The following is a 25,746-nucleotide window of genomic DNA, read 5'->3' on the forward strand; positions in this document are numbered from 1 at the left end:
CAATCGGCGGAGCTAACCGGTACTAATAGGTCGTGCGGCTTGACCATACTCCATGGAACGTGACGAGCATCGCGCCCGGAGCTCGGGTGTGAGCAGCGCGACGCAGCGAGACGCGACGCTTCAAGATTCTAGAGCCCGCATGGCGAACGCCCTGCGGGCTTTTTTGCTTTGTTCCATCTCCGGGCTCTGGGCCGCGGACCGCTGAGCCTTACGGCCTCGGCATCGGGCCAGGCGAGCGGGCCGGACCGGAGGTGGTTCCGGATCCCCCGGGCCCGAGGCGAGGGTGTTCGTGGCGCGGCGCGGGGGCCCCGCCGAACTCGCCTGAGACCTTTGTCCGCCGGCGGAGCCGGAGGACAAAGGTCTTAGGCTCAGACATCGGCCCTCCCCGCGCCGCGCCACGAACACCCTCGCCTCGGGCCTACCGCGGTGAGAGAACCGGGCCTGCTGCGGTGGGCGAGTTGGGCGTGCCGGGGTGGAAGCGTCGGGCCGGCCGCCGCGCGAGGGGCGGACCGGCCGCTCGGGAGCGCCGCGCCTGCTGCCGTGGGATGCTCGGGCCTGCCGGATCGAGAGCGCCGGGCCGCCCGGGGAGGGGCGGACCTACCGCCGGGGGATGCTCGGGCGTGATGCGCCGGTGCTCTTGGGCACGTAGATGCGCTCGGGGCGAACGCGGAAGCCGGTCACGGGCCAGAACACCTTCTTGTCCTCGAAGACCTTGCCCTCCTGGCGATAGGCCTGCTGGATCTCCTTCTTGTAGAAGTCGGTGTCCGAGAAGATCGCGCCGAACCGCTTCTGCAAGATCGCCTTCTCGATGTCGGCGCGAAGATCGGCGCCCGCGGGGCCGCCGTTGATCCCGAGGATGTCCGCGACCGCCATCTCGTGGGCGTAAGGGCGCTTGCCCGCGAGCGTCGCGAGGTGGCCATGGGCAGGGATGAAGACATCCCCCTCGACCTTGCGGATCTTGTCGAGCAGGTGCTCTCCCGCCTTGGCATCCAGGGACTTCGGCGCGTAACGAGAAGGATCGTAGGCAAGACAGGCGAACTGGACGGCCGCGAGCACGAGGAGGAACGCCTCGAGGCGGTGCCGCCGCGGCTCGGAGAGCTGGGCAGCGGCGGCGATCGCAGCGTGGACGCCAAGGCCGAAGAGGATCGCGAGGATCGCGAAGCCCGGCATGATGACGTTGGGCCAGCCGCCCGCGTGGAGCCGCCCCGCCCAGGAAGCGCCGAGCATCCCCACGGCCGCGAAGAGATAAAAATACCTGCCGTCCCGGAAGTCCCGGAAGGACAGGGCGAAGGTCGAGCCGTGGGCCGGCCGGGAAGGCACGGCGGCGTCCGTGCCCCCGAGCTGCGCGCCGCCCGCCTCCGCCACGCGCGGCGCGTCGGCCGGCTCGGCATCGCGACGAGCGTCGCCAGGAGCCGCCGCGCGCGCGTCGCCCGTGGAGAAGACCCGGCGATCGACCATCACGTAAAAGAGCGCGAGGAGGCAGCTCACCGAGAGCGGCCGCATCAGATCCTCGAGCCAGAAATCGACCCACATCCGCTCCACCCAGGGGTGCTGCCGCGGGAGCCAGAAGACGAACCACCAGAACCAGCCGTCGTGGATGCGGTCGAGCACGACGACGCTGCCGACCATCATCGCGGCGCCAGACGCGGCGAAGACGAGGCCGCGCCTCCACCCGGCGAGGACGAGGTACGCCGCGACCGGCACGAAGATGACCGACGCCGACTGCTTCGTGAGCAGGGCCAGCGTGAAGAGCGCCGCGGCGCCCACGGCAGAGCTCACCGAGCGGCCGAACCGCGCGACGTAGAGCGCCGCGAGCAGCAGGAGCACGAACAGCGAGTCGACCCGCGCGATGTCGAAGAACCCGGCGGAGAGCGGATACGCGCCCGCGTAGACGCCGGCCGCGAGCAGGGCGGCGTGCTTGCCGCCGGTCTCGCGGTGGACGATGCGCGCGATGAGCGCGATCCCCGCGATCGAGGCGAGATACGAGACCAGCCGCGCCGAGAAGAAGCCGACGCCGAGCACCTTCGAGAACGCGGCCGCAACATAGAAGTAGAGCGGCGCGTACAGGAAAGGGACGTACTCGACCGTGGGCTTGACGTAGAGCTTCTGCCCGGCGAGCGCGCGGCGGATCTCGTCCACGAGGCCGCCCTCCATCCACTCGATCTCGAACGGAAAACGAAGGTGGATGATCCCGAGCACGAGGTAGGTGCCGATCGCGCCCGCCGCGGCCAGCGCGACGACCACGCGCAGGAACACGACGGCGAAGCGCGGGAGGCGCTCGAGCCACGGCAGGACGCGCGCGAGGAGCTGGGCGACGCGCGCGCCCCACGGCGAGGGGACGGTCAGCGCCGTGGGCGTTCCAGCGCGCTGCGGCTCGTCAGGCGCAGGCTCGGGCGCTACGTCAGGGGAGGTCTGGGTCATCGAGGGGCCGAACAGCGGAAGCAGGGGCGACAAGAGAGCCGGCGCGGCCAGCTCGGAGGGCCAGAGCGGCCCGCGCGGGGACAGATCGCGCGCGAGAAGACCCCAAACCGCAACGGGGTGTCAATGCTCTACCACGCGGCGTGGGCCACCGAAGATCCAGCGCGGACCAGGATGGACGTAGGCTCGTTTGCAGGCTGCCAGAGGACTCCCCTCCATCCAGCGCTCCGGTTTCCCGCCGAAAATCCCCGCGATCGCGAGAGCGCATGTGCGCTCACCCGCCCTCGTCGCCCACGGCCCCCGAGGACCGCTGCGCCCGCCGCGACACCTGGGGCGCGCGGCGAAGCACGTTACCGACGCTCGGCGAGGGGGTGTGAGGCACTCTGGAGCCAAGGCGTGGCGGCCCGCCCCACACCGCACGACGCCCCCCGCACCAGCGCTCGAAGCGCCCCGCTCGACCGGTGGCATGCCCGCTGCACCAGGCTCGCCCAGGAGAGCTGAAGCCATGGAAATTCCGGTAGGACAGAACATGTTCACCCGGCCTGAAAACAACGGTTGGGTGCGCACCCTGGCCAGGTTCGGGTTTGCGGCCAAGGGGCTCGTCTATGTGCTGATCGGCGCCCTCTCGCTCCAGGCGGCCTTCAGCGGCGGCGGGCGCACCGCCGGCGGGCACGAGGCGGTCGGGGTCCTCGGCGAACAGCCGTTCGGGCAAGCGCTGCTGATCGTCGTGGGGATCGGGCTCCTCGGGTATGCGCTGTGGCGCGAGGTCCTCGCGCTCAAGGACCCGGGCCACGTGGGCCACGACGCGAAGGGGAAGGCCGAGCGCGTGGGCTGGGCCGCGAGCGGCGCGATCTCGGCGGGCCTCGCGATCACGGCCTTCCAGCTCGCGCTCGGCCGCGGCGGCGGCGGCGGCGACGGGTCCCGGACCTGGGTCGGCAAGGTGATGGAGCAGCCGTTCGGGGGCGTGCTGGTCGGCGTCGCGGGGCTCGTGGTGATCGCCGTCGCCGTCCAGCAGCTCCGCAAGGCGATGAAATCTCGCTTCGCGCGGGACCTCAGCACCCAGGGCATGAGTCCCCCCGAGCGCACGTGGGTCTTCCGGATGGCCCGGGTCGGGCTCGTCTCGCGCGGCGTCGTGTTCGGGATCATCGGCGCGGCGCTGATCAAGGCCGCGATCACCCACGATCCGGGGCAATCGAAGGGCGTCGGCGAGGCGCTCTCGACCGTGGCGGCGTCGCCCTTCGGGCCCATGCTGCTCGTGCTCGTCGCCGCCGGCCTGTGCGCCTACGGCGTGTACATGTTCTTTTGCACGAAGTACTCGAAGCTGGCACACCCCGCCGCATGACGCGGGCGCGAGGCTCGGCCAGGCTGGACAGGCCCGCTCGCGGGCCGGCGCCGCAAGGGAGGTCGCGCCCATGAGCACCGAGGTCTCGAGGCTCTACGTGCTGCTCTGTGGGTACGAGATCCTCGAGAAGACGGTCTCGACGCGCGACCGCGGCGGGCGCTTCATCCTCGCCGAGCCGGTGTCGGCCTATCTGCTCGAGACCGCGCGGGGGCTCGTGCTCGTCGATACGGGGCTGAACAGCGCGCTCGTCCACGACCCGGCGCTCCGCGAAGAGCACTACACGAAGCAGGGGATTCGCCCGCCGGTCATCCTCCCGGAGCACGAGCTCGCCTGTCAGCTCGACCGGATCGGGGTGCGCCCCGCCGACGTGAGCCACGTCATCCTCACGCACATGCACCTGGACCACGCCGGGAACCTCGCGATGTTCCAGGGCGCGCGCATCTCCGTGCAGCGGCGAGAGCACGCGTATGCCTTCGGCCCGGATCACGGGCCCGCCTGGTTCGAGCGCGACTATGACCTGCCCGGCCTGCGCTGGGACCTCGTCGAGGGAGACTGGGAGGCGATGCCGGGCGTCGAGGTCGTGTCGACGCGCGGGCACACGCCCGGCCATCAGTCCGTGGTGGTCGAGCTGAGGGACACCGGCACGGTCGTCCTCGTCGGCGACGCGGGCGACCTCGCCGAGAACTTCAGCGAGGAGATCCTCCCCGGCGAGAGCGTGGACGACGAGGCCGCGCTCGCCAGCATCCGCCGCCTCAAGCAGATCGCGCGAGAGCGCCGCGGCGCGCTCCTCCTCGGCCACGATCCAGCGCTCGTCCAGGCGCTGCGGCTCGCGCCGGCGTGCTACACGTGACGCCGGCGCTTCACGCGATCCGGCCCGTCTGATAGCATCGCCAGAGACCGCGGCGCCGGCCGCACTGGAGCGCGACGTGAACTGCCCGAAATGCACCGCCTCGATGGATGTCGTCACCTTCGGCGGGATCGACGTCGACCGATGCACCGCGTGCGGCGGAATCTGGTTCGACAGCCGTGAGAAGGAGTCGCTCAAGGCGATGGAGGGCTCGCAGCACATCGACACCGGCGACCCCGCGGTCGGGCGGAAGAACAACGAGATCCGGCGCGTGCCGTGCCCCCGCTGCACGACGCCGATGGTGCGCATGGTCGACCCGCAGCAGCCGCACATCTGGTACGAGAGCTGTAGCGTGTGCGGCGGCGTCTACTTCGATGCCGGCGAGTTCCGCGACTACAAGGAGCACACGCTGGGCGACTTCTTCCGCGGCCTGTTCGCGCGGCCGCGCGGCTGACGGCGCGCCGCGGACACGGCGCCTCAGCCCGGAGGGCCGGGCTCGGCGATGTCCGCGATCGAGCCCCGCGCCGCGGCCTCGGGGTACGTCGCCACGAGCTCGCCGGCGCGGAAGACCCAGAGCGTGCCGGGCGTCGCCTTGCTCCAGAGCTCGTCGCGCGTGAGCGGCTCGGTGGCCACCACGGCCATGCGCGCGTCGGGGCCCAGGCCGTGGACGTCGTTGAAATTCACCTTGAGATCGGCGTCCACCAGGGTGGCCTCGCCGAACGGGGCGTGGCGGAGGATGCAGGAGAGGTGGTCGCCGCAGCGGGCGAACAGGTGCTCTCCGTCCGCGAGCAGGAAGTTGAACACGCCGTCGCTGCCGAGCTCGTTCCCCAGCTCGTAGAGCGTCTTCCCCAGCGCCCGCCCGTCGCTCGGGTACTGCGCGCCGTAGGCGGCCCGGAGCTCCTCGAGGAGGACGCAGAAGGCATGCTCGCTGTCGGTGTCCCCGATCGGCGTCTCGAGGTGGAGCTTCCGATCCCGGACGTTGGGCAGGGTGCCGTTGTGCGCGAACACGATGTGCCGCCGGTGGAGCACCCGCATGAAAGGGTGCGTGTTCTTCAAGGCCGCCCCGCCGCGCGTCATCTTGCGCACGTGCGCGATGGAGAGGGCCGTGTGGATCGGGTTCTCGCGGATGAACCGCGCGAGCGGGCTCGAGAACGCGGGGTGAGGCTCGAGGAACGTCCGGGCGAAGAGGCCATCATAGAGCGATACGCCCCAGCCGTCCGCGTGCGGCCCCGTCTGCCCGCCGCGGAGCGCGAGCCCCGTGAACGAGAACACGATGTCCGTCGGCACGTTCGAGACCATGCCAAGGAGCTCACACATGGCGGTTATCCTCTCGTTTCAGGCGCGCATCGTCGACGATCAAGAGCCCGGTGACCCCGCCGCCCGCGGAGACGTTGCTCACCGCAGAGGCCGAGAGCCGCACCATGGCGCCCTCCATGCGGCCGGCGAACACGAAGGGACACAGGTCGAAGTAGACCTCCTCCTCGACCACGCGGCCGTCGCGGAACGCGGGCATGCGCGCCGTGGGCGCGCGGCTGCGCTCCTGCACGATCGCGCGCTGCGCCTCGGCGTCGCGGACAGCCGCCCTCCACGCGTCCGGGGGCGTCTGCCACCCGAGCAGCACGCCTTTGCCCCCGTAGTCGTCGTTCGGCTTCAGCACGAAGCTCTCCTGCTCGGCGGCGATGAGCTCGAGGAGGTCCACGTCGCGCCCCCGCCACGAGGTCCGGCCCGCCCGCGCGCGGCGCGTCCAGGGGATGTGCTCCGCGATGGCCGCCCGCTGCTCGGGCGAGAACAGGTCGGCGAACTCGGGGGCGCTCAGCACCGCGAACGCCGCCTTCTTGTTGAGCGGCTTGGTCCGGAACGAGTTCGCCACGTACGCCGCGCGGTCGCGGTAGGCGCGGACGAGCGGGTGATCCAGGCCGCGCCGCCCGACGAGCTCCTGCGTGATGACGCGTCGGTAGACGAGATCGATCCGCTCCCCGCCGGCCGAGAGGCGGCCTCCGTCGAGCTCGAGCTCGTCCGGATCGAGGATCCACGTCCGGTGCCCCTCGGCCGAGAACAGGTCGGAGAGCACCTTGAACTCGGCCGATGTGTCGGCGGTCTTCCAGTCGACGATGGCGATCGTGGGCCTCGCCTCGCGGCCGCCCCACGCGGCGTACCCCTCGCGCAGGGCGCAGAGGAGCGCCCGGTGCGGCGCCGGCGCGCGCACGCCCCGCCCGCGCCGGAGCGGCGCGAGGTGGGGGAGCGCCATCAACGTCTCCTCGATGAGGAGCTGGTCGGTGATGCCAGCGGGCGAGTCGGCGTTGTATTCGATGAACGAGAAGCCGCCCTCGGTGACGAGCATGTCGAGCCGCCCGACCGTGAGGAACGGCCCCTCGCCGGGATCGAGGGCCGCGAGGGCGCGCTCTTCCGCGGAGAGCCCCAGCTCCTCGGCCAGGGCGGCGTCGACGAGCGCGCGCCGCGCGACGCGCTCGAGCGCGGCGGCGATCCGCTCGGCGGCGCGCGCGACCGCGGCGTAGTCGTGCTCCGCGATGAGGTAGGGCCTGAGGTGGCGGCACAGCGCGCGGCCGCCGTGCGTGAGGCCGCGCCGCCGCTGGCCTCCGAGGAACGACGCGAACCGCGCCGCGTCCATCGCCCCCGGCGCGGAGAGCCGCGCGTCGATCTGCGCTGCGAGCGAGCTCGTGGCGGTAAGGCTCATGGCGACCTCACGTCGAGCCGGCGCCCGGGATCGCCCAGGCGTGCACGGGGTTGCCGGAGTCGACCTCGGCCATGTACCGCTCGAGCATCCGCCGGAGCGCCTCCTCGCGCGACGGGGCGCGCGGCTCCAGGGCCGAGAGCGCGCGGAGCTGCCACACGGCCCCGGTGACGCCCTTGGCGACGCGCGCCTCGAAGATCTGCAGGTAGCGGCGGGCCTCCGCGCCGTCGACCCCCGCGCTCACGAGGCCCTCCTCGACCCGCGGCAGGAGCGAGAGGAGGAGATCGCGCGCGCGGACGCCCTTCGGCGCGGCGCCCGGCCCCTCCGGCCAGACCAGCTCGGCGTCGAGGCCGTGCTGCGCGGCTTGGTAGAAGTTCCGCGCGGCGAGCCCGAAGGGGAACGACGGCAGGAGCTCTCCCACGGTCGGCGCGAGGGCGAGGATGCCCCCGAGCAGGAAGCACCCGTTCGCGAGCATGTCGTCGAGGGTGGGCCCGGACGGCATGGCGCGCAGCTCGATGCGCAGGTGGCCGCCGCCGGCCGGGTCGTACACCGGCCGATTCCACTTCCAGACGGTGCCGTGGTGCAGGCGGAGCTCGTGCAGCTGGGGCACGCCGCCGGCCCGCGCGCACGCGATGACGTCCTCGTCGCTGCAGACGGGGAGGATGGGCTCGTGCAGCGCGACGCTCTCCATGAAGAGCTCCGCCGCGCCGTCGCGCACCCAGCCGGTCCCGAAGCCGATGCGGGCGGGCTTCTTCCAGTCCGCGTCGGTCTCCGGGGGGCGGTCGTCGCCGGCCTGCTTGAACACCGCCACCCGCGTCTCGTGCCAGAGCCGGTGTCCGAGGAAGGTGGGAGAGTTGCCCGAGGCCGCGAGGACGGGCGCGGTCATCATCATGGCCGCGTTGAACAGCCGCGCGAACGCGTCGGGCGACGCCCGGAGGTGGACCTGAAAGGCGGTGTTCGCCGCCTCCATCGCGGGGTCGTCCGACATCAGATCGAGCGGCTCGGCGCCGTCGATCCGGATGTGGAACGGCGCCTTGCGCAGCCGGCAGAGCCCCGCGGCGAGCGCGCGGTACCGGGGGAGGTTCGTGATCGTCGCGGGGCTGAAGTCCTGCCGCTGGAAGGTCGGCAGGATGCTGACCGGGACCACGCGCGCGCCCCGCGCCGCGGCGCGCTCGCGGATCGCCTCCACGGTCGCGCGCATCTGCTCGCGCAGGGCCGACAGCGGCCGGCCGGCGAGCGGCACCGCCTGCGTGCTGAGCTCGATGTCGAACGCGCCCATCTCCGGCGTGATCATCGGGCTCGCCGCCGCGCGCGCGATCTCGGGCCCGAGCGGCACGGGGCGCGCCTCCCGGTCGACGAGGAACATCTCGAGCTCCGCGCCGATCGTCGTGTCGCCGAGGCCGAACCCCGGCCGGCTGAGCACCATCTCGAGCGCGGTGAGGTTCTGCTGGAGGCGCGCCTTGAAGAGCCCGTAATCGACGGTCTTGAAATGGTCTTGCTGGATCTCGATGCCCAAGGGACCTCCCGCGGCGATCTCGGCGAGAGCCGATCCACGATCTCCACGTTCCAGCCGTGGGCCGGCGACGTCCGCGGCCGCGATCGCGATGTTCTCGGACCCACGCAATGCAAGCGCAGGGCCAGGGGCTGGCGATCTCGGCGTGAGGGACGCTGGAGATGGGCTGTGCGATCGGGTCGAGTCGCGTCGAGCTCGATCGGTGTGGCGCAGGTGCGGCCTGTGGCAAAACGCAGCGTGAGGCGTGCTCGGCCGCGCCGTTCACCGGTGTTCGCGCGGGCGGCCGGTCACCGGTCGACGTGCGGCACGCGCTCGACGACGCATTGCCCCGCCTTGCAGCGGGCGACCGAGTCCTCCTTCGGCGCCATGCACTTGGCGACCGGGCAGCTCTCGGCCGCGCAGCGCTCGGCGCGCCACTGCTGGAGCGCGGCGAGCGCATCGCGGTGGTACGCTTGGTCGCACGGCGGGCACAGCTGGTCGCAGCACTGTCCGACCCGCGCGCAGGAGACCACACAGTCGGCGTCTGCCGCGCACCGGGGCTCGGTCGCCGCCGCGCTGCTGCCGTCGCCCGGCGCGGCGCTGCTGCCGTCGCCTGGCGCGGCGCTGTTGCCGTCGCCCGTCGGGGCGCCGGTCCCGGCGGTGGGGTCCTGCGTCCGGGCCGCGGCCTCGACCGGCGGCGGGGCCTGCGCCGGGGCCTCCTTGTGACAGCCGGCGAGACCGGCGAGACCGACGACGAGCACGAGCGGGCGCGAGAGCGACGAGATGTTCATGCCGGGCATCATGCCACGAGCGCGTCGCGCCCCGCGCCTGTTGATGCACGAGAGGCGCCGCCTCGACCCGGAGACCGGCCTAATGGAACGTGAGCGGCTGCCCCGTGGCCTCCACGACGGCCATCCACAGATCGTCCGTCGGCTCGACCTGCTTGCGCATGCGGACGGCGAGCGGCATCGGTACGTGCACGAAGCGGCCGTGCCACCGGCCGATGAGCATCTCCGTGTTGCCCGCCATGGCCGCGTGGACGGCGTTCCTGGCCATGTTCCAGCAAAACACGCTGTCCGACGGGGACGCGGGGACGCTGCGGATATGATAGCTCGGGTCGAGGTACTTCAGCGTCGCCTCGACGCCGCGCGCCCGGAAATGCGCGTTGATGCGATCGCGCAGGACGAGGCCGATGTCCTTCAGCTTGATATTGCCGCTGAGATCGGTGGCCATCGGCTCCGCGCTCGAGGCGCAGTGCTCTTGCAGCGCGCCCTCGGCCACGACGACCACGGCGTTGCCGTGGCGCGCGAGGCGGCGCTCGAGGTGCGCGAGCAGGCCGCGCGGGCCGTCGAGCTCCGCGCGGACCTCGGGGATGAGCACCACGTCCACGTCCGCCGACGCGAGCGCCGCCGAGCACGCGATGAAGCCCGAGTGCCGGCCCATCACCTTGACGAGGCCGATGCCGTTCTTCGCGCCCGAGGCCTCCACGTGCGCGCTGCGGATGACGTCCACGGCGGCGGCGAAGGCGCTCTCGAAGCCGAAGCTGCGGTCGATGAAGTGGATGTCGTTGTCGATGGTCTTCGGCACGCCGATGACCCCGATCGACAGCCGGCGCTCCTCGATGGCCCGGACGATCGACATCGCGCCGCGGATCGTGCCGTCTCCGCCGACGACGAAGAGCACGTTGATGCCCATGGCCACGAGCGTGTCCACCATCTGGTGCGGGTCCTGGTTGCCGCGGGAAGTGCCGAGGACGGTGCCGCCCATGCGGTGGATCTCCTCGACAGTGCGCGGGTCCAGGCGCACCGGGGCGTGCCCGAAGCGGGCGACGAGCCCCTCGTAGCCGTAACGGAAGCCGAAGATCTCCTGCACGCCGTAGCTGTGCGCCATCGTGAGCACGAGCCCGCGGATGACGTTGTTCACGCCGGGGCATAGCCCGCCGCACGTCACGATGCCGGCGCGCATCTCCTCCGGCTCCCAGAAGGCGCGGTTGCGCGGCCCGGCGAGCTCGAACGCCGGCGGGCGCGGGCCGGCGGCGCCCGAGAGGACGGCGGACAGGCGATCGTCGAACAGCACTTTGTCGGCCTCGCCGACGTACACCGTGGCCTTCTCGCCGAGCTTCTCGGCGACGGGCGAGGGGTAGCGGCAAGGGCCGAGATCCTTGATGGCGAGATCTGCAGAGGTCACCACGCGGAAGGCCTCCATGGTGAGGAGAGGACCGCCCCGCGGCGAGGGCCGCCGCGGGGACGCCGATATTGTCTCCCGGCGCTGGTTTCGTCGGCGTTTCATGCGCAATACGCCGTCGTAACGCGCGCCGCGCGGCCCGTGTCACACGCCCCGGCCGAAGGCGGCCGAGGCGCTCGCCGGTCCGCCGAAGGTCCCCCCGGAGCCCCGGAGCTCGCTCGCACCTCCGGGGGGGCTCCGCGGAGCTACCGCCCTGGCCGAGGTCGTCGACGCGCCAGCGCTCCGGCGAGCGGTCGATGTCCGGTGTGCGCTCGGCGAGGGACCGCGCATAGCCACCCTGACGAGCGCGCGCGTGCCCCTCTCCGCGGCGTCAGGGGTGATTGCGACATTTGTTACAAACTGTGTTTACGAAGATCCGGTCTCGGACAAGCGCTCCGCGCGGCCGCGTCGGCCGCGCTCTCAGCCAGCTCGCCGCAGGCGCCGCGGCGCGGTCATGCGCCTTGGACGAGGGGCGTTGTTCTCCTCGAGATGCGGCTGCTGCGCTCGAGGTACCGTGTCCGTTCGTCGCTGTCGAACGCTGGTGTCGACTCGAGTTCTTCCGTGAATTCGGTCGTGCGTTGTTTTGGTGTGTGCTACTTATTCGTCGATGTTTGCTGCCTTCGAAAGAGGCCGTGCGACGCCGGCCATTCTGGGGGTGACGGCTCGGGCCCTGCTCGCGTGCGCGCTGCTCTCGTCGCCGCCGCGCGCGGCCCGCGCGGAGCAGGGGAGTGCGGCGCAAGCCCCGGAGGCGGCGCGGCGCCTGCTCGACGAGGCCTACGCGCGCAAGGCCGCCCATGACGCCCGCGGCGCCGCGGCGGCGCTCGAGGCGGCCCGCGCGGCGGGCGCCGACGCGCAGCTCGTGGCGCTCGAGCTCGGATACCTCGCGAGCCAGCAAGGAGATAGAGAAGAGGCGCGCCGCCGCTTCGAGGAGGCGGGCCGCGGACCGGACGAGGCGCTCGCGCGGAAGGCCCAGGCAGAGCTGCGCTTGCTCCCGCAGCGCCTCTCGGCCGACCTCTACGCGGAGACCTATGGATGGAGCCGCGTCCTCGGCGCCGCGCAGCAGAGCGATCTCGTCCCGACGCTGAGGGCCCGCGGCTTCTTCCGCCCGTCCTTCTCGCTCGATCTGGGGCTCTATGCGTATGCGCAGGTCACCCGCGATCTCGCCTCCCGCGGGAGAGGCGCGGGCGGGGTTCCGCTCGTTTACGCCGACAACTACGCCCTCGCCGGACTCGGCGCCATGCTGCGCCTCTGGGACCGGCGGGTCGGCCTCTTCGTGCAGGCCGGGCCCGCGCTCAACCTGCTCGACGACGGCCGCGAGCGCGTCGCCTTCGACGCGAGGGGCGGCGCGTTCTTCGGCGCGGAGACCGGCGGCTGCGCGCCCGGAGGAGAGGGCGTCTCGTGGACCTTCGTCCCGTGCGCAGAGCTCTACGCCGAGGCGGTGTTCGTGAGCAGGTTCGACGACAACGTCATCGCCTTCGCGCGGCCGCGGCTCTCGGCCACCTACCTCGTCACCGGTCCGCTCGCGTGGCAGGTGGTCGCGGAGGGGCGCGCAGCGGCGGATACGAACTGCGATTTCTTCAACAACTTCGTGGACGCCGGCGCGGGGCCCCGGCTCCGGCTGCTCCGGCCGCTGCGCCTCGATCTCGCGCTGGGGCTCCACGCCGGCTCCTACCTGGGGCTCGAAGGCCGCGATCCGGCGCCGCGCCAGCTCGGGTACGTCGATCTCCGTCTCCAGGCCGCCACTTACGTGGAGTTCTGAGTGTGATCCTCGAAGCGCTCGATCTCAGCATCCGCGCGGTGGCCTACACGGCCGGCGGCGCCATCCTGGCGAACCAGCTCGACGAGCTGTTCGTCGACGTCAACTACCTGGCGCGCGGCCTGCACCGGCGCGCGCAGCGGGCCGTGCCGATCGAGGCGCTCCGGTCCGTCGAGCAGAAGCGCGTCGCCATCCTCGTCCCGGCGTGGCACGAGGCGGAGGTGATCGAGGAGATGCTCGACCACAACCTGTCGACGCTCGATTACGACCGAGACAGCTATCATATCTTCTGCGGGACCTACAGCAACGATCCCGAGACCCAGGCGCGGGTCGACGCCGTCGTGAGGCGGGCGCCGAACATCCACAAGGTCGTGGTGCCCCACGACGGCCCGACGTCGAAGGCAGATTGCCTCAACTGGGTCTATCAAGGCATCGTCCTCGAGGAGCAGCGCAGCGGACGGCGGTTCGACATCCTCCTCATGCACGACGCGGAGGATCTGATCCACCCGATGTCCCTGAGGCTTTACTCGCTCTTGATCCCGGGCTACGACTTCGTGCAGACGCCCGTCTTCTCCCTCCGCATCCCGCGGCGCGCGCTCGTCTCGGGCACGTACATCGACGAGTTCGCGGAGCATCACCTGAAGGAGATGCTCGTCCGCCAGGCGATCGGCGGCCTCGTGCCTTCGGCCGGCGTGGGCAGCGCCTTCGCCCGGGATGCCTTCGAGGACATCGCGGTCTCCCACGCGCAGCGGGCGTTCAACACGGAGAGCGTCACCGAGGACTACGAGCTCGGCCTCAAGTTCCGGCTGGCCGGCAAGAAGGTGTGCTTCGCGTGCCGCACCGTCGTGGGCAACGATCCCGCCGTGGCGGGAGGGGAAGAGTACATCGCCACGCGGGAGTTCTTCCCGGACGGGTTCAGCGCCTCGATCCGCCAGCGCTCGCGGTGGATCCTCGGCATCACGCTGCAGACGTGGGAGCAGCTCGGCTGGAGAGGGCCGCCCCCGGTCCTGTATTGCCTGTTCCGCGATCGCAAGGCGCTCGTGACGAACCTCCTGCTCGTGCTCGCCTACGCGCTCGCGGCGTACGCGGCGGTCCGCAGCAGCGTCGCGCTCGCGACCGCGGCGTCGTGGAGCTTCGCCCAGATCTGCCCGGAGGGCTCGGCGCTGCAGTGGATCCTGTGGTTCAACCTGGCCATGCTCGTCTGGCGCGCGTGGATGAAGGGCTGGCTCGTCTTCCGGCTGTACGGCGCGGGGCACGCGCTGCTCAGCTTCCCGCGGATGGCGGTCGGCAACGTGATCAGCGTCGCGGCGATGGGCCGCGCCGTCGTGCAGTACGTCAACCACCGGATCACCGGAAAGCCGCTCCGGTGGCTGAAGACGGCCCACGTCTTCCCGTGCCCCGACGCGCTCCGGGCGCGGCAGCCCGAGCGCGAGCCGCTCGTCCTCAAGGAGCAGGCGCTCGGTCCGGGCCAGCTCGACGACGCGCGGTGACGGAGACTCACGGCCGCGCGCCTCGAGGCCGCGGCCATGAAGCCATGGAGATCGGAGCGCCGCCGGAGGCGCGCGGGGCCCGCTGCCCCGCGCGTGGAGACGGCGAAAGCGACATTGTCAGAGGGGGGAAACATGGATAGGCGAAGTGTGGCGATCGTCGTGGGCACACGCCCGGAGGCCATCAAACTCGCGCCGCTCGTGCAGCGGCTGTCGCGGAGCGGGGCGCTCGAGCCGCTGATCATCTCGACCGGTCAGCACCGGCAGATGCTGGATCAGGCCCTGGGCACGTTCGGCCTGCGGCCGGACATCGACCTCGGCATCATGAGCCCGAAGCAGACGCTGCACGACATCACCACGCGGGCGCTCGATCGCCTCCGGCATGTCTTGCAGGAGCGCCGTCCAGCGTGGGTGGTCGTCCAGGGGGACACGACGACGGCGTTCGCCGCCGCGCTCGCGGGCTTCTACGGGAAGCTCCCCGTCGCGCACGTCGAGGCGGGGCTCCGCTCGGGAGAGCGTTACGCGCCGTTCCCGGAGGAGATCAACCGCAGGATGATCGATCAGCTGTCGGACGTGCTCTTCGCGCCGACCGAGCCCGCGCGCCAGCTCTTGCTCCGCGAGGGGTTCGACCCGGACAGGGTGTTCAACACCGGCAATACGGTCGTGGACGCCCTGCTCGCCACGCGAGAGCTCGTGCGCCGGAGCCCTCCCGAGATACCAGGTTTCTCGCCGGAGCGGCTCGCCGGACGGAGGATGATCCTGGTGACGGCGCACAGGCGGGAGAGCTTCGGAGATGCGCTCAAGGGCATCTGCCGGGCCCTGCTCCGCGTCGCCCGCGACGTGCCGGATGCCTGCATCGTCTATCCGGTGCACATGAACCCCAACGTCGCCGGCCCCGTCCGCAACATGCTCGGGCATCACGAGCGCATCGCCCTGCTCGAGCCCGTTTCTTACGTGCAATTCGTCTCCCTCATGGATCGCGCGCACCTCGTGATGACGGACTCCGGAGGTGTGCAGGAAGAGGCGCCGACGTTCGCCAAGCCGCTGCTCGTCATGCGGGACGTCACGGAGCGCCCGGAGGGAATCGAGGCGGGCGTGGCGCGCCTGGTCGGGACGGCCGAGGAGCGCATCTACGAGGAGACCATGGCGCTCCTGACGCAGCCCGAGCGCTATCGGGCGATGGCCAGCGGCATCAATCCATACGGAGATGGGGCGGCCGCGTGGCGCATCGCCGAGCTCCTCGAGACGATGTCGGGGCTCGACGCGGCGCCGCGCGAGAAGCGGCGCGGGCGCACCGCCAGCAGCCCCGCGGCGCAACCGTGGAATCTGCTCTGAGCAAAAGCCTGACGATCTTCTCCCGGACGGCGGCGATAGGCGTCTGCCTGAGCCTGACGTCCTCGTGCAACGGGGCGTGGGCGCGCCATCCTCAGCGCGCCTGCCCCGGGGGGTTCGAGTCGACGTTCATCCAGATCAGCGAGCGGGAGCTCGGCTACGGCGTCGCCGAGTGGACGCGCGCGCTCGTCCCGCTCCAGCCGCTCGGCGTCACGAGCATCGTGCTCCAGTACAGCGGCGACGAGCTCGGCCCCTTCGACGGCCGATGGCCGGGGAAGGAGCCGGTGCGCGCGCTCCTGCGGGCGGCGGAGCCCCTCGGGATGCGCGTGCTTTTGGGCCTCTACCTGGACCCACGCTGGCCGAAGGGGTTCTCCGTCGATGTCGCCCTGCCGCCGCCGCTCGATCGGCCGGACGCGGCCGCGGGCCTCGCGCGGACGTGCGCCGCGGCGCCCGCGTGCGCGGGCTGGTATTTGCCGCAGGAGATCGACGACGCGACCTGGTCCTCGGCGGAGCGCTCCCGCAGCATCCGGCGCTTCCTCTCCCGCGCGGCGCGCGAGCTCCGCTGGCTGAGCCCGGGCCGCCCTGTCGCGATATCGCCGTTCTTCACGGGGACGCTCGGCCCCGAGGAGCACGCGCGGTGGTGGGGGGAGCTCCTCTCGGATCGCCCGGTCGACGTGCTCATGCTGCAGGATGGAGTCGGCAGCGGTCACGGCAGCGCCGAGGCGGCGAGCCGCATGCTGGCGGCCCTGCGTCCGGTGACCCGCGCGCGCGGCGTCGAGCTGTGGTCCACGGTCGAGCTGTTCCGTCAGGTCCACGGGCCGCCGCGCGACGACCTGCCGTTCGAGGCCGTGCCGGCGGAGCTCGCCACGGTCCTCCGGAGCACCGCGCTCGAGCGCGCCGCCGGGGCGCGGCTCGCGGCCTTCTCCGTGCTCGATTACATGAACCCCGAGCGCGGCGCCGCCGCCGCCCGCCTCTTCGACGGCTATGCGGCGTGGTGCCGCGAGCGAGGGAGCGGCGGCGCTGTTCGCTGAATCAGAGATCCCGCGGGCGCACGAAGGTATACCCGGCGGCCTTGATCCCCTGCACGATCTCCCGGAGCGCGTCGACCTCCAGGAACGGGTGGAAGTAGAAGCTCGCCACGCCGTCGCGGACGACGAGGTTGGCGCGCGCGCTCGCGATGAGGTGTTCCGGGAGCCTCGCCGGATGGTGGTTGTAGGGCTCGGGCTCGTAGGAGCCCAGGTTCTCGGGGATGACCTGCCAGCCGTAGGTGTCGCGGACGAGGTAGGGGAAGAACTGGCCGAGCATGCGGCTGTGATCGTCGGCCCCGCCCCCGAGGGCGCCTCCGAAGTACAGGCCCCGGTGGTACGCCGTGGGGAACCGCTGGGCGATGGCGCGCGAGTCGACGGCGGAGCCGGCATAATGCGGATATTCGAAGATGGTCGGCGCGGGCAGACCGGCGGCGCTGAGCTCCGCGTACGACTCCTCGATGCGGCCGAGGGCCCAGCTCGCCGAGTCCTCGGGGACGGGGCCGTCATAGATCACGTAATCGTCGGCGTCGACATGGCTGAGCCAGAACTCGAAATCGTCGGCGCTCACGCCCGAGTAGGGGTTCGGGCGCGCCCCGTACTGGTGGGTGTAGCCGTGCATCACGAGCTCTCCTCCTCGTGCGATCATGTGCTTCAGGGCCTTCACGACCGCGTTCTCGTCGCGCAGCCGCATCGTCTCCGGCACGCCGCCGGAGTAGGCGCCGACCGCATCGACGTACATCGGGATGGTGGCGATGCTGAAGGGGACGCGCTCGCTCCACAGGTAGTTTGCGATGGCGATGAGCTTCTGGGGCTCCTCGGCCGGGTCCACGTCCTCGATGCGGACGAGCGCGCGGTGACGCTCCGGCGTGGTCGGAGCGAGGGCGTCGAACAGAAGATCGCAGAAGACGAGGTAGCGATCCGTCTCGGAGATATAGCTGAACGGAATCTCGCCGATGTAGGTCAGGTTCTTCGAGCGGAGCGCCCACGGGAAGGTGACGCCGTCCGAGCGAACCGCCTGCGCGAGGACGCTCACCTTCGTCGCGTCGATCTCGCCGCTGTACGTCATGATGCCGGCGCCGTTCATCGCGTACCGCGTGAGGCGCGACCCCTTGTAGAGCACCTCGCCGACGGACGCGGTCTCGAAGGTCCACGGCTGGAAGCCATACCTCGCCGGGAAGTCGGCGACGCGGCTCGAGAGCTGCCAGATGTTGTGGTTGAGCCACACGACGGGCGTCTTTTCCAGGAGGACGTCGTCGAGGAACGCGCTGGGGAGCGGCTCGTCGTAGGTCGACCCCACGTAGATCACCGCCGAATAGGCGTTCATGTCGCCTGCCTGGTAGCTCGACACGGGCATCGGATCCCAGCCGCCGAAGTGGCTCGCGAGGTTGCCCGCGGCGACGGCGTAGAATTGACCGAGCCACGCCCAATCGCCGGCCTGGTCATAAAGCACGAGCGCCCGCGTGGTGGCCGGCGAGGACGTGACGCCCTCGCGCAGCGCGCTGCGCTCGGCCAGGGGCCGCCGCGCCGGCCTGCTGCGCGGCGCCGAGGGGCGGCGGCCCCTGCCGTCGTCGAAGGGAAAGGGGTTGAGTCGATCGCTGCGCTGCTCGTGTGTGCCGTGGTGGTGCGAGCTGAACGCCGTCCGCGCTGCACCGGTCTGACGTTCCGGCTCATCGACGGTGGCGCACCCTGCGGCGAGGGACATGTACAGCACGCAAGCGCGGGTGGAAATCCTGCTTAGACAGCGAATCTTCATATTGATACATCCTCCCGCGAATGGATGCTCGTACATGGCGGTTCATGCAAGGAAGATTTGGTGTTGTTGCCGCGTGCGGCGGCAGGTTCGTTGTGGGCTCATTTCTCGTCCTCGCGAGCGTTGGAGACGTGCGCTGCGCAGAGCGGCGCTCCTCCCCCCGGACGCGGCGCGCTCGCCGGGGCGTGCCCGTTCTGTCGTTGGTCGATACGGCGCTCGCGCGCACCGCGCTCGTCGCGGGCCACTACCCAGGAGCGCGGGCTTCCTGGAGGACAGTGCGCCAGTTCAGCAGAAATCCGCTCTAGAACTCAACCATCAGCCCCACCGTCGGGTAGACGATGAAGCTATCGAGATCCACCGCGGCCGCCCGCTTCCCCAGCACGGAGAGCTCGCCGCCCGTGAAGATCTCCGCGAGCGTGAGCTCGACGCCCAGGAACACGTGCTTGTAGCCGAACGCGACGCCGGCCTGACCGCCCACGTAGAGCCCGACGCCGGAGAGCGCGGCGATCTCGAGCTCGCCCGGGTATCCGGTGACGGCGGGCAGGTTCATGGTGAGGCCGGCGTCGAACGTCGTGAGCATGAGGCGAGGGCCGCCCCAGACCCGATACCACGTGCCCGCCGTCCCGACCTGGATCGGCAGATCGATCTGCCACCGGGTGAAGTCCTCGAGCTCGACGATGCCGAGGACGCTCACGACAGGAAGCCCGAATAGGTAACGCCCGACGCCGACGCCGGCCGTCAGGTCGACGCCGTCCTTGTCGCGCTTCAGGAGCTGATAGCGGGTGCCCAGGCGAAGCGCGCTGCCGGTATAGCGGAGGTTGAGCTCCCAGCGGTCGAGCGCGGTGTAGCCGATCCCGAGGTGCGGCGTCGCCGACGGCGGGTTCAGCGTGAGCGCGCCGCCCGCCTCGAAGAGCGTCTGCCGCTCGCGCTCGGACAGCTCCCGGGACTCCGCGACGTCCGCCAGCACGACGCCGGCGTCGATGAGCGAGGCGATGGTGCCGGTCGGGATCGAGACGTCGAGCCCGAGCTCGGCCTGGACATGGCCCTTGTCGGCCACGTGGGCCGGCTGGAACGTGGAGAGGGCTGGAGCGCAACCGCACGTCCAGAGGCAGAGAGACGCGAAGGCGAGCAAGCGCATGGCGCCCTCACGCTACCATGCGCCGCCGCGCAGGAGACCGCGCCCGCCGGATGCCTCCGGCCGCGCGCTCGGCCTGGCGGGGTCAGTCCCGCCCCTTCTTCACGCCGACGTCCTCGTAGGGGTTCGGCCTGCCCTCGCCCTCGTCGCCGCCGGTCGCGCCCTTGCCGCCGAAGTCGCCGTGGCCGTGCGTCGCGCCCACGGCGCCCTCGGTGTCGCCGCCCTGGTGCGTCCCGCCGGGGTTCTCGCCCTTCTGGTACGCCTCCGCGCTCTCCTGCGAGCTCTTGCCGCCGTGGTGCGCCTCGCCGGCGCGCCGCTGCGTGCGCTCATCGACGTGCTGTTGCCGCTGGTCCGTGCCCGCTGCGCCCTGCTTGTTCTGCTTCTCCATGCGCGTCTCATGGCGCGGGGGTGCCCGGCCGCAAGCCCCCCGCCGCCCCCCGCGAGAGGCGCCTTCCTCGCACCGCGCGGATCCGGTACTGCTCGCCCCGCTCCGGTTCGCGCATGTCCCCGCCGCCCAGGCCGCCCACCGTCGTCCAGCGCCTCGCGCGCGCCCTCGAGGTGCTGGTGCCGGCGCTCGACATCGTCGAGGCGCGCGTCGACGAGGGCGCGCCGCCGGCCTGGTGCGAGGCGCGGGGATGGACGGGCTTCCTCCTCTCGCTCACGGACGCCGAGCTCGCCCGCTGCGAGGGCGAGGGGCTCGCGGCGTGCATCGACGGGCTCGGCGGCGCGCCGGCGAGCCTCGCGGCCCTGGCGCGCGCCGCGGACGAGGCCGCGACGCTGCCGCGGCGGCCGGTCCAGCCGCTCCCGCCTGCGTCGCTGGACGAGCTCCGGGCGGTGCCGGCGCGCAAGCGGCTCCAGCTCGAGGCGCTGCTCGGCGCGGTGGCGCCGATGGCCGCCCGCGCCCGCCGCCTCGTCGACGTGGGCGCGGGGCACGGGCACTTCACCCGCCTCGCCGCCGCGCGCTTCGACCGCGACGCGATCGGCCTCGAGCGCGAGCCCGACCGCGTCGCGACGGCCTCGGCGCTGGCCGCCGGGGGGCGGGCCCGCTTCGTCGCGTTCGACGCCTTCCAGGAGGCGCTCGCGTTCGCGCCGGACGACCTGCCGGTCGGCCTGCACGCGTGCGGGGAGCTCGGCGATCGCATGGTGACCGCGGCGGCGGCGGCGCGCTGCGACCTCGCGCTCGTCTCGTGCTGCTTGCAGAAGATCGGCGCGCCGGCGCGCGCCCCGCTGTCGGCGGCGGCGAGGGCGGCGGGGCTCGTGCTCCGGCGCGAGGCGCTGGGCCTCACCAACCTCACGGCGCGGCGCGCGGGGGTCGAGGCCAGCCTGGACGAGGAGCTCGCGGCGCGCGAGCGGCGGCACGCGCTGCTCTCGCTGCTCCGCGGCCGCGGGCTCGACGTCGCCCTCGGCGAGGAGATGCGCGGGATCAACCGGCGGCGCGCGCACGGCGGGCTGCGCGAGCTCGCGGCGCGGGCGCTCGCGCTGCGGGGGCTCCCGCCGGCGACCGAGGCCGAGCTCCGCGAGCGCGAGCGCGCGGCGCGCGCGGCGTTCGGCCGGATGCGCCGGCTCACGCTGCCGCGCTCTCTCCTGGCCCGCCTCACGGAGGTCGCGGTCTCGCTCGACCGCGCGATGGCCCTCGGCGAGCAGGGGCACGAGGTCGAGGCGGCGATCGTCTTCGACCCCGAGGTGACGCCGCGGAACGTCGCCGTCTTCGCGAGCGCGCGGCCGGGGGGGCTCGGCGGCTGAGGCCGCGACGGCCGGGCCGACGCCGGCGGCGAGCCGCGGGCGGGGCGCGCGCCGCCGGGCGCGGCTCCCCGGCCGGCCTGCGGGATGGACTGCCCGCCAGCATCGTTGCGGATCGGGTGCTCCCCTGGAAGCAGCGTGGCGCGCCGGAGCGCTGATTTCGGGGGTGCTCAGCGAATGGCATGTCCGGTGCACATCGGCGCGCCATGGATAGACGTCAGTTCTTGGGGGGCGCTGCGGCGGCGGTGTCCGGAGCGCTCCTCGCAGGCAGGGCCCGTGCTGCTGGGCCCAGTGTGATCCGCGTCGGCGTGCCGGGCGTGGGCGTGGGCAATCGCCCCGTCACGGGGGGCAGCTTCTTTTCCCTCTTGCACCTTCAGGGGAGCCTCGTCGAGGAGTTCAAGAAGGACGGCATCGAGGTGAAGTGGAACTTCTTCCGCGGCGCCGGTCCGGCCGTGAACGAGGCGGTGGCGAACAACCTGCTCGACATCTGGACGCACGGCCACCTGCCGTCGGTGGTCGGTCGGGCGAGCGGCCTCAAGACGCGGCTTTTGGGCAGCGCCAGCCGGCGCGGCCACGCCTATCTGGTGGTGCCCTCCGACTCGCCGATCAACGGGGTCAAGGATCTGCGCGGCAAGAAGGTGGCATTCGCCAAGGGCACGGCGACGCAGCTGTCCGCGAACCGGATCCTCGAGGGCCACGGGCTGACCGAGAAGGACATTCGCTCCATCAACATGGACACGTCCACGTCGAAGGCGGCGCTGGCCACGAAGGACATCGACGCGGCGTTCGGTGGCACCGATTTCCTGTCGCTGCGCGATCAGGGCATCGCGAAGATCGTCTACTCGACGAAGGGCGACTCGCCGACCTACCCGAGCAATTCAGGCATCATCGCGCGGGAGGACTTCATCAACGAGCACCCCGAGATCGTGCAGCGCATCATCACGCTGGCGGTGAAGTCGTCGGCGTGGGTCGCGGACGAGAAGAACCGCAACCAGGTGTTCCAGCTGTGGTCGAAGTCGGGCACGCCCTACGCGAACTACAAGGAAGCGCAGCAGGGCGAGGACATGAAGCAGAACGCGAGCCCGCTGCTCGACGAGTACGTCATCGCCCGGTACAAGTCGGCGGTCGCCGACTCGAAGAAGTTCGGTTTGATCCGGAACACCTTCGACGTCGAGCCCTGGACCGATCGTCGCTTCCTGAACCGGGCGCTGAAGGACCTCGGCCTGGAGCGCTTCTGGGCGGAGTGGGACGCGAACGGCAAGGCGAAGGGGTGACCGACGCTGCCGGGAGCCGCCCGGGAGAATTGAAATTTCACGAGCAAGGGCGCCTGGCGGGCCGCCTCGAAGGGCAGCGGAGCACGTTGCTGAGGCTGCTCGGGCTGCGCTTCGGCGAGCTGCCGGAGCCGATCGAGGCGCGCATCCGCGCCGCGGATGCCGGGCAGATCGAGGGCTGGACCGATCGCGTGCTCACCGCGCCCACGCTCGACGACGCCCTCAACGAGCGCTGATGCGGCTCGTTCGCGCGTGATGCCGCGGGCGCCAGGCACGGCGCTGCACCCGCCGCATCGGCTGACCGCCGTCCGTCCACGGGGTAGCATGCGCGCGCTGACGCGGTGGTGATAGCCTGGCCCCATGCGGCTCTGGGCGCGCTCGATCTGCGAGCAATCCTCCGCGCCTCGGCCAGCTGCTTCACGGTAGCTGAGGAGGCGGGAGGTGACGGGCGCGGCGGCAGAGAGGGCGCGAACCCTAGTCCCCGAGCGGCGGGAAGCGCTCGTCCAGCCATCCGCGGATCGCCGCATACGCGGTGGGCGCGTTGATCTGGAGGTTCAGATCGTGCCCCGCGTTGGGCACGACGACGATCTCGAGCTCCGCGGCCGGCGCGTAGGCGGCCGGCTCCAGCGTGGTCCCGCTGAACAGGGTGCCGCACGGCGCGATCCCGCAGAATACCGTGTCGTGCCGCCCCACGACGGTGAGCACCGGCGCGTCGACCTGGAGGCTCGTGAGCGCGGTGTTGACCAGCGCGAACTCGGCGAGCTCGCCGGACGTGCCGAGCCCCTTGGTCGCTTCGTCCAGGGCGATCACCGCCGGATCCGCGTTCGGGAGGTGATAAAAGAGCGAGCCGCGGGTGCCCGGCCGGGTCGTCAAATAGCCGAGGTCGAGGCCGGCGCCCGCGAAGCTCGGGTCGAGCGTGGCCGGATGAATGTTCAGGAGCAGCTGCGGCAAGCCCGGGCCGTAGGTGTGCAAGAACCCCGTGACCACCACGCCGTCCACGTCGTGGTACGTCGCGGCCTGCTGGACCGAAATGATCGATCCCAGCGAGTGGCCGACGAGCACCACCCGGCTCCATGCGCGCCCGAGCTCGCCGCTCCGGAGCGCCTCCGCGAGCTGGTGATGGACGTAGGCCTGCGCGGTCGGTGTGACCAGAAGGGAGGGCGGTCGGTCGCTGTCTCCGGTGCCGATGCGGTCGAAGTTCAGCGTGGCGTAGCCCGCCGCGTTGGCGTAGCGCACGAACGAGTAGCGCTCCGGCTGGTACGGGAAATCCCAGTACACGCTCGAGTACGTGGTGCCGTGCACGGTGAGCAGCACCGTGTCCCGCGGGCTGTCCTGCGGCACGCAGAGCTCGGCGGCGACCTCGTAGTCCGCCGGCGCCCCAGGAGCGAGCGCGACCGCGTACCGGAAGCTCGTGCACACCGGCAAGAGGACGGATGCGAGATGTGCCATGTCCATGGCTTCTGAGTACTACATCTCCAGGCGCGCGGGAAGCGGCACGCGCGCCCTCCCCCGCGGCGCCCTCCTCGCGAACGTGTACAGCAGGAAGTAGCAGAACGCGAGCATCGCCACGGTGAGCACCGTGTACCTGTCGTCGTTCCAGGAGCTCCACCTCCAGATGCCTTGGCTGAGCGCCGCCAGGCCGAGGAGGGGAATCTCGAGGCGCCGCCTCACTCGGGTGAGCGGGGCGCTCAAGATCATGAACACATAGTAATAGCAGGTGATCTGCGACAGCAGGATGATGAAAATCTGCGCCAGGCACCCCCCCACCCAGAGCGAGCGTACCCGCCGAGCTGCGTAGGCGAAGAACGCGAAGCTCGCGGCGATGATGCAGTAGGCGACGCTTCGGTGCTTCGCATAACGCTCGCTGCGCATTCGCTTCCACACCTCGAAGGGATCGGCGAGCGCAACGTCCTTCGTGTACTTCATCCTGCCGGACTCGACCCCTGTTCCGAACCTGTGGGCCACGAGGACCCGCAGGCCCATGTGGTTCGTCACCGGGGTCTGGTCGTGCACCTTGAGCGTGTGCTCGTAAAATTGTGGATACGAGTCCTTGCCAGCGACCGCGACGCTCACGGGGATCAGCACGGCCGCGGCCAGGACGCCGCCGATCAGCACCTGCACGTGGGACGGAGCCATGCGCTTGTGCCGGAGGAGGTAGCTCCCCGCGACGGCGAGCCACCCGAGGACGGCGATGCCCGGGAAGATGCGGAGCAGGCCCGCGTAGACCATGCTCGCGCCGGCGAGCTTGAAGTACCTCTTGCGCACCAGGCAGGCCGAGAGGACGAGGAAGAAGAGCCAGTCATTCCGGAGGAAGCCGCCGCCCGTCCAGAAGAACGGCGCCGGCGACTGGCACCCCCAGAAGATCACCGCCACCGCGCAGACGCGCCACCCGAACGCCCAATAGAGGGCAGCGAACACCCCGAGCAGGTAGGCGATGTCGAAGCTGGCGAGGAGCTGGAGGTAGCCTGTCGTGGCCGGGTGAAGCTCGGCCAGGATGCGCCCCATAATCGTCCAGACCGGCGGCGGGTTGTAGCCGTGGTCCTTCGCCACGTCCTCCCAGTAGCCCTTCTCCGAGGCGGTCCGGAAGAACCGCACGTCCGCTTTGAATGCTTCCCAGCGCTCGGGAGAGAAGCGCGCCTTGCAGGCCTCGGGGTGTTCCAGGAGCCCGCCCACGGGGATCAAGAGGTTGTCCACGCCGAGGTTCCGGATCTTCTTGTCCGGCTCGCGCACCTCCGCGCTCATGTCGAGCGTGATGAGCTGGCCGGTGCGCTCGTCCGTATACGTGACGACCCCGAGCTCGTCCTGCGCGATGACCGTGCACTCGTAGAGGTCGTCGTAGGCCATCTCGGGGAAGTACTTGGCCCCGAGGTAGTAATGATAGTGCTCCCATCGGTGGTAGAAGGAGGGGTAGGCGAAGCGAAACCCGTCGAAGTAGGCGACGACCGCCACGGCCGAGAACGCGAAGGCGGCGCGCTTCTTCCAGCGCTCGGCGATCGGCCGGCGCTGCCGTCCGCGGCGCGCCTCGTAGAGGAGGGCCAGCGCGGCGGAGGACGCGATCGCGCCCTTCGTGATGTCGAGGGCGAGGGGGTAGTCGGCGGCGTACCGATGGATCAGGGAGAAGAGCGCCGCGGCGCCGGCGAGGACCGCGAGGCACCAGGCGATGAAAGGATGGCGATCCGGGGCGGGCCCGGCTGCACTGGCGCGTTCCTGGAGGGGGGTGTTCATCGGAGCTG

General features: G+C 71.3%; 21 protein-coding genes and 1 rRNA gene (1 of these 22 only partly in view). 11 read left to right on the forward strand and 11 right to left on the reverse strand.

Annotation, left to right across the window (positions count from 1 at the left end; translation table 11 throughout):
* A 23S ribosomal RNA gene (locus WMF33_RS12865) occupies positions 1-47 on the forward strand (it extends 2,960 nt beyond the left edge of the window).
* A gap of 550 nt (positions 48-597) precedes the next feature.
* On the opposite strand, the gene WMF33_RS12870 is transcribed toward WMF33_RS12865, so the two are convergent.
* The gene (locus WMF33_RS12870) at positions 598-2,421 is read right to left on the reverse strand and encodes an ArnT family glycosyltransferase (RefSeq protein WP_437337403.1); all 1,824 of its coding nucleotides are present in this window, start codon (positions 2,419-2,421) and stop codon (positions 598-600) included.
* 502 nt (positions 2,422-2,923) lie between these two features.
* Here WMF33_RS12870 and WMF33_RS12875 point away from each other — a divergent pair.
* The 3 genes from WMF33_RS12875 to WMF33_RS12885 all read left to right on the forward strand — a co-directional run bounded on the left by WMF33_RS12875 (position 2,924) and on the right by WMF33_RS12885 (position 5,061).
* Positions 2,924-3,760 (forward strand): DUF1206 domain-containing protein, encoded by an 837-nt coding sequence (locus WMF33_RS12875; protein WP_437337404.1) that lies wholly within the window; start codon positions 2,924-2,926, stop codon positions 3,758-3,760.
* 70 nt (positions 3,761-3,830) lie between these two features.
* Positions 3,831-4,610: an N-acyl homoserine lactonase family protein gene (locus WMF33_RS12880; protein ID WP_437337405.1), complete on the forward strand. Its 780-nt coding sequence runs from the start codon at positions 3,831-3,833 to the stop codon at positions 4,608-4,610.
* Positions 4,611-4,686: 76 nt separating this feature from the next.
* A complete protein-coding gene (locus WMF33_RS12885) occupies positions 4,687-5,061 on the forward strand; it encodes a zf-TFIIB domain-containing protein (RefSeq protein WP_437337406.1) in 375 nt (124 codons plus the stop codon).
* Positions 5,062-5,084: 23 nt separating this feature from the next.
* Here the strand turns inward: WMF33_RS12885 and WMF33_RS12890 are convergent, their stop codons facing one another.
* The 5 genes from WMF33_RS12890 to WMF33_RS12910 form a co-directional block, all read right to left on the reverse strand.
* Positions 5,085-5,924, reverse strand: coding sequence for a class II glutamine amidotransferase (locus WMF33_RS12890; RefSeq protein ID WP_044985785.1), 840 nt, complete (start codon positions 5,922-5,924; stop codon positions 5,085-5,087).
* Positions 5,917-7,302, reverse strand: a complete 1,386-nt coding sequence (locus WMF33_RS12895; RefSeq protein ID WP_437337407.1) for a hypothetical protein — start codon at positions 7,300-7,302, stop codon at positions 5,917-5,919. Before WMF33_RS12895 ends, WMF33_RS12890 begins: the two co-directional genes overlap by 8 nt.
* 7 nt (positions 7,303-7,309) lie before the next feature.
* Entirely contained in the window at positions 7,310-8,815 is a 1,506-nt protein-coding gene (locus WMF33_RS12900; protein WP_437337408.1) for a hypothetical protein, read from the reverse strand.
* Between the two features lie 284 nt (positions 8,816-9,099).
* Positions 9,100-9,582: a hypothetical protein gene (locus WMF33_RS12905; protein WP_437337409.1), complete on the reverse strand. Its 483-nt coding sequence runs from the start codon at positions 9,580-9,582 to the stop codon at positions 9,100-9,102.
* Positions 9,583-9,661: 79 nt separating this feature from the next.
* On the reverse strand, positions 9,662-10,996 hold the full coding sequence (locus tag WMF33_RS12910) for an ATP-dependent 6-phosphofructokinase (protein ID WP_061624297.1): 1,335 nt from the start codon (positions 10,994-10,996) through the stop codon (positions 9,662-9,664).
* 673 nt (positions 10,997-11,669) lie between these two features.
* On the opposite strand from WMF33_RS12910, the gene WMF33_RS12915 reads away from it, so the two are divergent.
* The 4 genes from WMF33_RS12915 to WMF33_RS12930 all read left to right on the forward strand — a co-directional run bounded on the left by WMF33_RS12915 (position 11,670) and on the right by WMF33_RS12930 (position 16,620).
* Positions 11,670-12,773 (forward strand): hypothetical protein, encoded by a 1,104-nt coding sequence (locus tag WMF33_RS12915; RefSeq protein WP_437337410.1) that lies wholly within the window; start codon positions 11,670-11,672, stop codon positions 12,771-12,773.
* A 2-nt stretch (positions 12,774-12,775) separates the two neighbouring features.
* Positions 12,776-14,260 (forward strand): glycosyl transferase family protein, encoded by a 1,485-nt coding sequence (locus WMF33_RS12920; RefSeq protein ID WP_437337411.1) that lies wholly within the window; start codon positions 12,776-12,778, stop codon positions 14,258-14,260.
* Positions 14,261-14,392: 132 nt separating this feature from the next.
* Positions 14,393-15,592 (forward strand): non-hydrolyzing UDP-N-acetylglucosamine 2-epimerase, encoded by a 1,200-nt coding sequence (gene wecB, locus WMF33_RS12925; protein WP_437337412.1) that lies wholly within the window; start codon positions 14,393-14,395, stop codon positions 15,590-15,592.
* A complete protein-coding gene (locus tag WMF33_RS12930) occupies positions 15,577-16,620 on the forward strand; it encodes a DUF4434 domain-containing protein (protein ID WP_437337413.1) in 1,044 nt (347 codons plus the stop codon). Before wecB ends, WMF33_RS12930 begins: the two co-directional genes overlap by 16 nt.
* Position 16,621: 1 nt before the next feature.
* On the opposite strand, the gene WMF33_RS12935 is transcribed toward WMF33_RS12930, so the two are convergent.
* The 3 genes from WMF33_RS12935 to WMF33_RS12945 form a co-directional block, all read right to left on the reverse strand.
* On the reverse strand, positions 16,622-18,319 hold the full coding sequence (locus WMF33_RS12935) for a DUF2334 domain-containing protein (RefSeq protein WP_437337414.1): 1,698 nt from the start codon (positions 18,317-18,319) through the stop codon (positions 16,622-16,624).
* Between the two features lie 349 nt (positions 18,320-18,668).
* Positions 18,669-19,505: a hypothetical protein gene (locus WMF33_RS12940; RefSeq protein WP_437337415.1), complete on the reverse strand. Its 837-nt coding sequence runs from the start codon at positions 19,503-19,505 to the stop codon at positions 18,669-18,671.
* 82 nt (positions 19,506-19,587) lie between these two features.
* Positions 19,588-19,890 carry a hypothetical protein gene (locus WMF33_RS12945; protein ID WP_437337416.1) on the reverse strand — a complete coding sequence of 101 codons (303 nt, stop codon included), beginning with the start codon at positions 19,888-19,890 and terminating at the stop codon, positions 19,588-19,590.
* A 113-nt stretch (positions 19,891-20,003) separates the two neighbouring features.
* On the opposite strand from WMF33_RS12945, the gene WMF33_RS12950 reads away from it, so the two are divergent.
* From WMF33_RS12950 to WMF33_RS12960, 3 genes are all read left to right on the forward strand, one after another.
* Positions 20,004-21,245 carry a methyltransferase gene (locus WMF33_RS12950; protein WP_437337417.1) on the forward strand — a complete coding sequence of 414 codons (1,242 nt, stop codon included), beginning with the start codon at positions 20,004-20,006 and terminating at the stop codon, positions 21,243-21,245.
* Positions 21,246-21,535: 290 nt separating this feature from the next.
* Positions 21,536-22,516: an ABC transporter substrate-binding protein gene (locus WMF33_RS12955; protein WP_061629236.1), complete on the forward strand. Its 981-nt coding sequence runs from the start codon at positions 21,536-21,538 to the stop codon at positions 22,514-22,516.
* Positions 22,513-22,749, forward strand: coding sequence for a DUF4351 domain-containing protein (locus WMF33_RS12960; protein WP_437337418.1), 237 nt, complete (start codon positions 22,513-22,515; stop codon positions 22,747-22,749). The genes WMF33_RS12955 and WMF33_RS12960 overlap by 4 nt, the downstream gene beginning before the upstream one ends.
* A 238-nt stretch (positions 22,750-22,987) precedes the next feature.
* On the opposite strand, the gene WMF33_RS12965 is transcribed toward WMF33_RS12960, so the two are convergent.
* Both WMF33_RS12965 and WMF33_RS12970 read right to left on the reverse strand, forming a co-directional pair.
* On the reverse strand, positions 22,988-23,968 hold the full coding sequence (locus tag WMF33_RS12965) for an alpha/beta hydrolase (RefSeq protein ID WP_437337419.1): 981 nt from the start codon (positions 23,966-23,968) through the stop codon (positions 22,988-22,990).
* Positions 23,969-23,980: 12 nt separating this feature from the next.
* Positions 23,981-25,738, reverse strand: coding sequence for a hypothetical protein (locus WMF33_RS12970; protein ID WP_437337420.1), 1,758 nt, complete (start codon positions 25,736-25,738; stop codon positions 23,981-23,983).
* Positions 25,739-25,746 lie beyond the last annotated feature (8 nt).

Source organism: Sorangium sp. So ce394, assembly GCF_051474665.1.
GTDB classification, from domain to species: domain Bacteria; phylum Myxococcota_A; class Polyangia; order Polyangiales; family Polyangiaceae; genus Sorangium; species Sorangium cellulosum_D.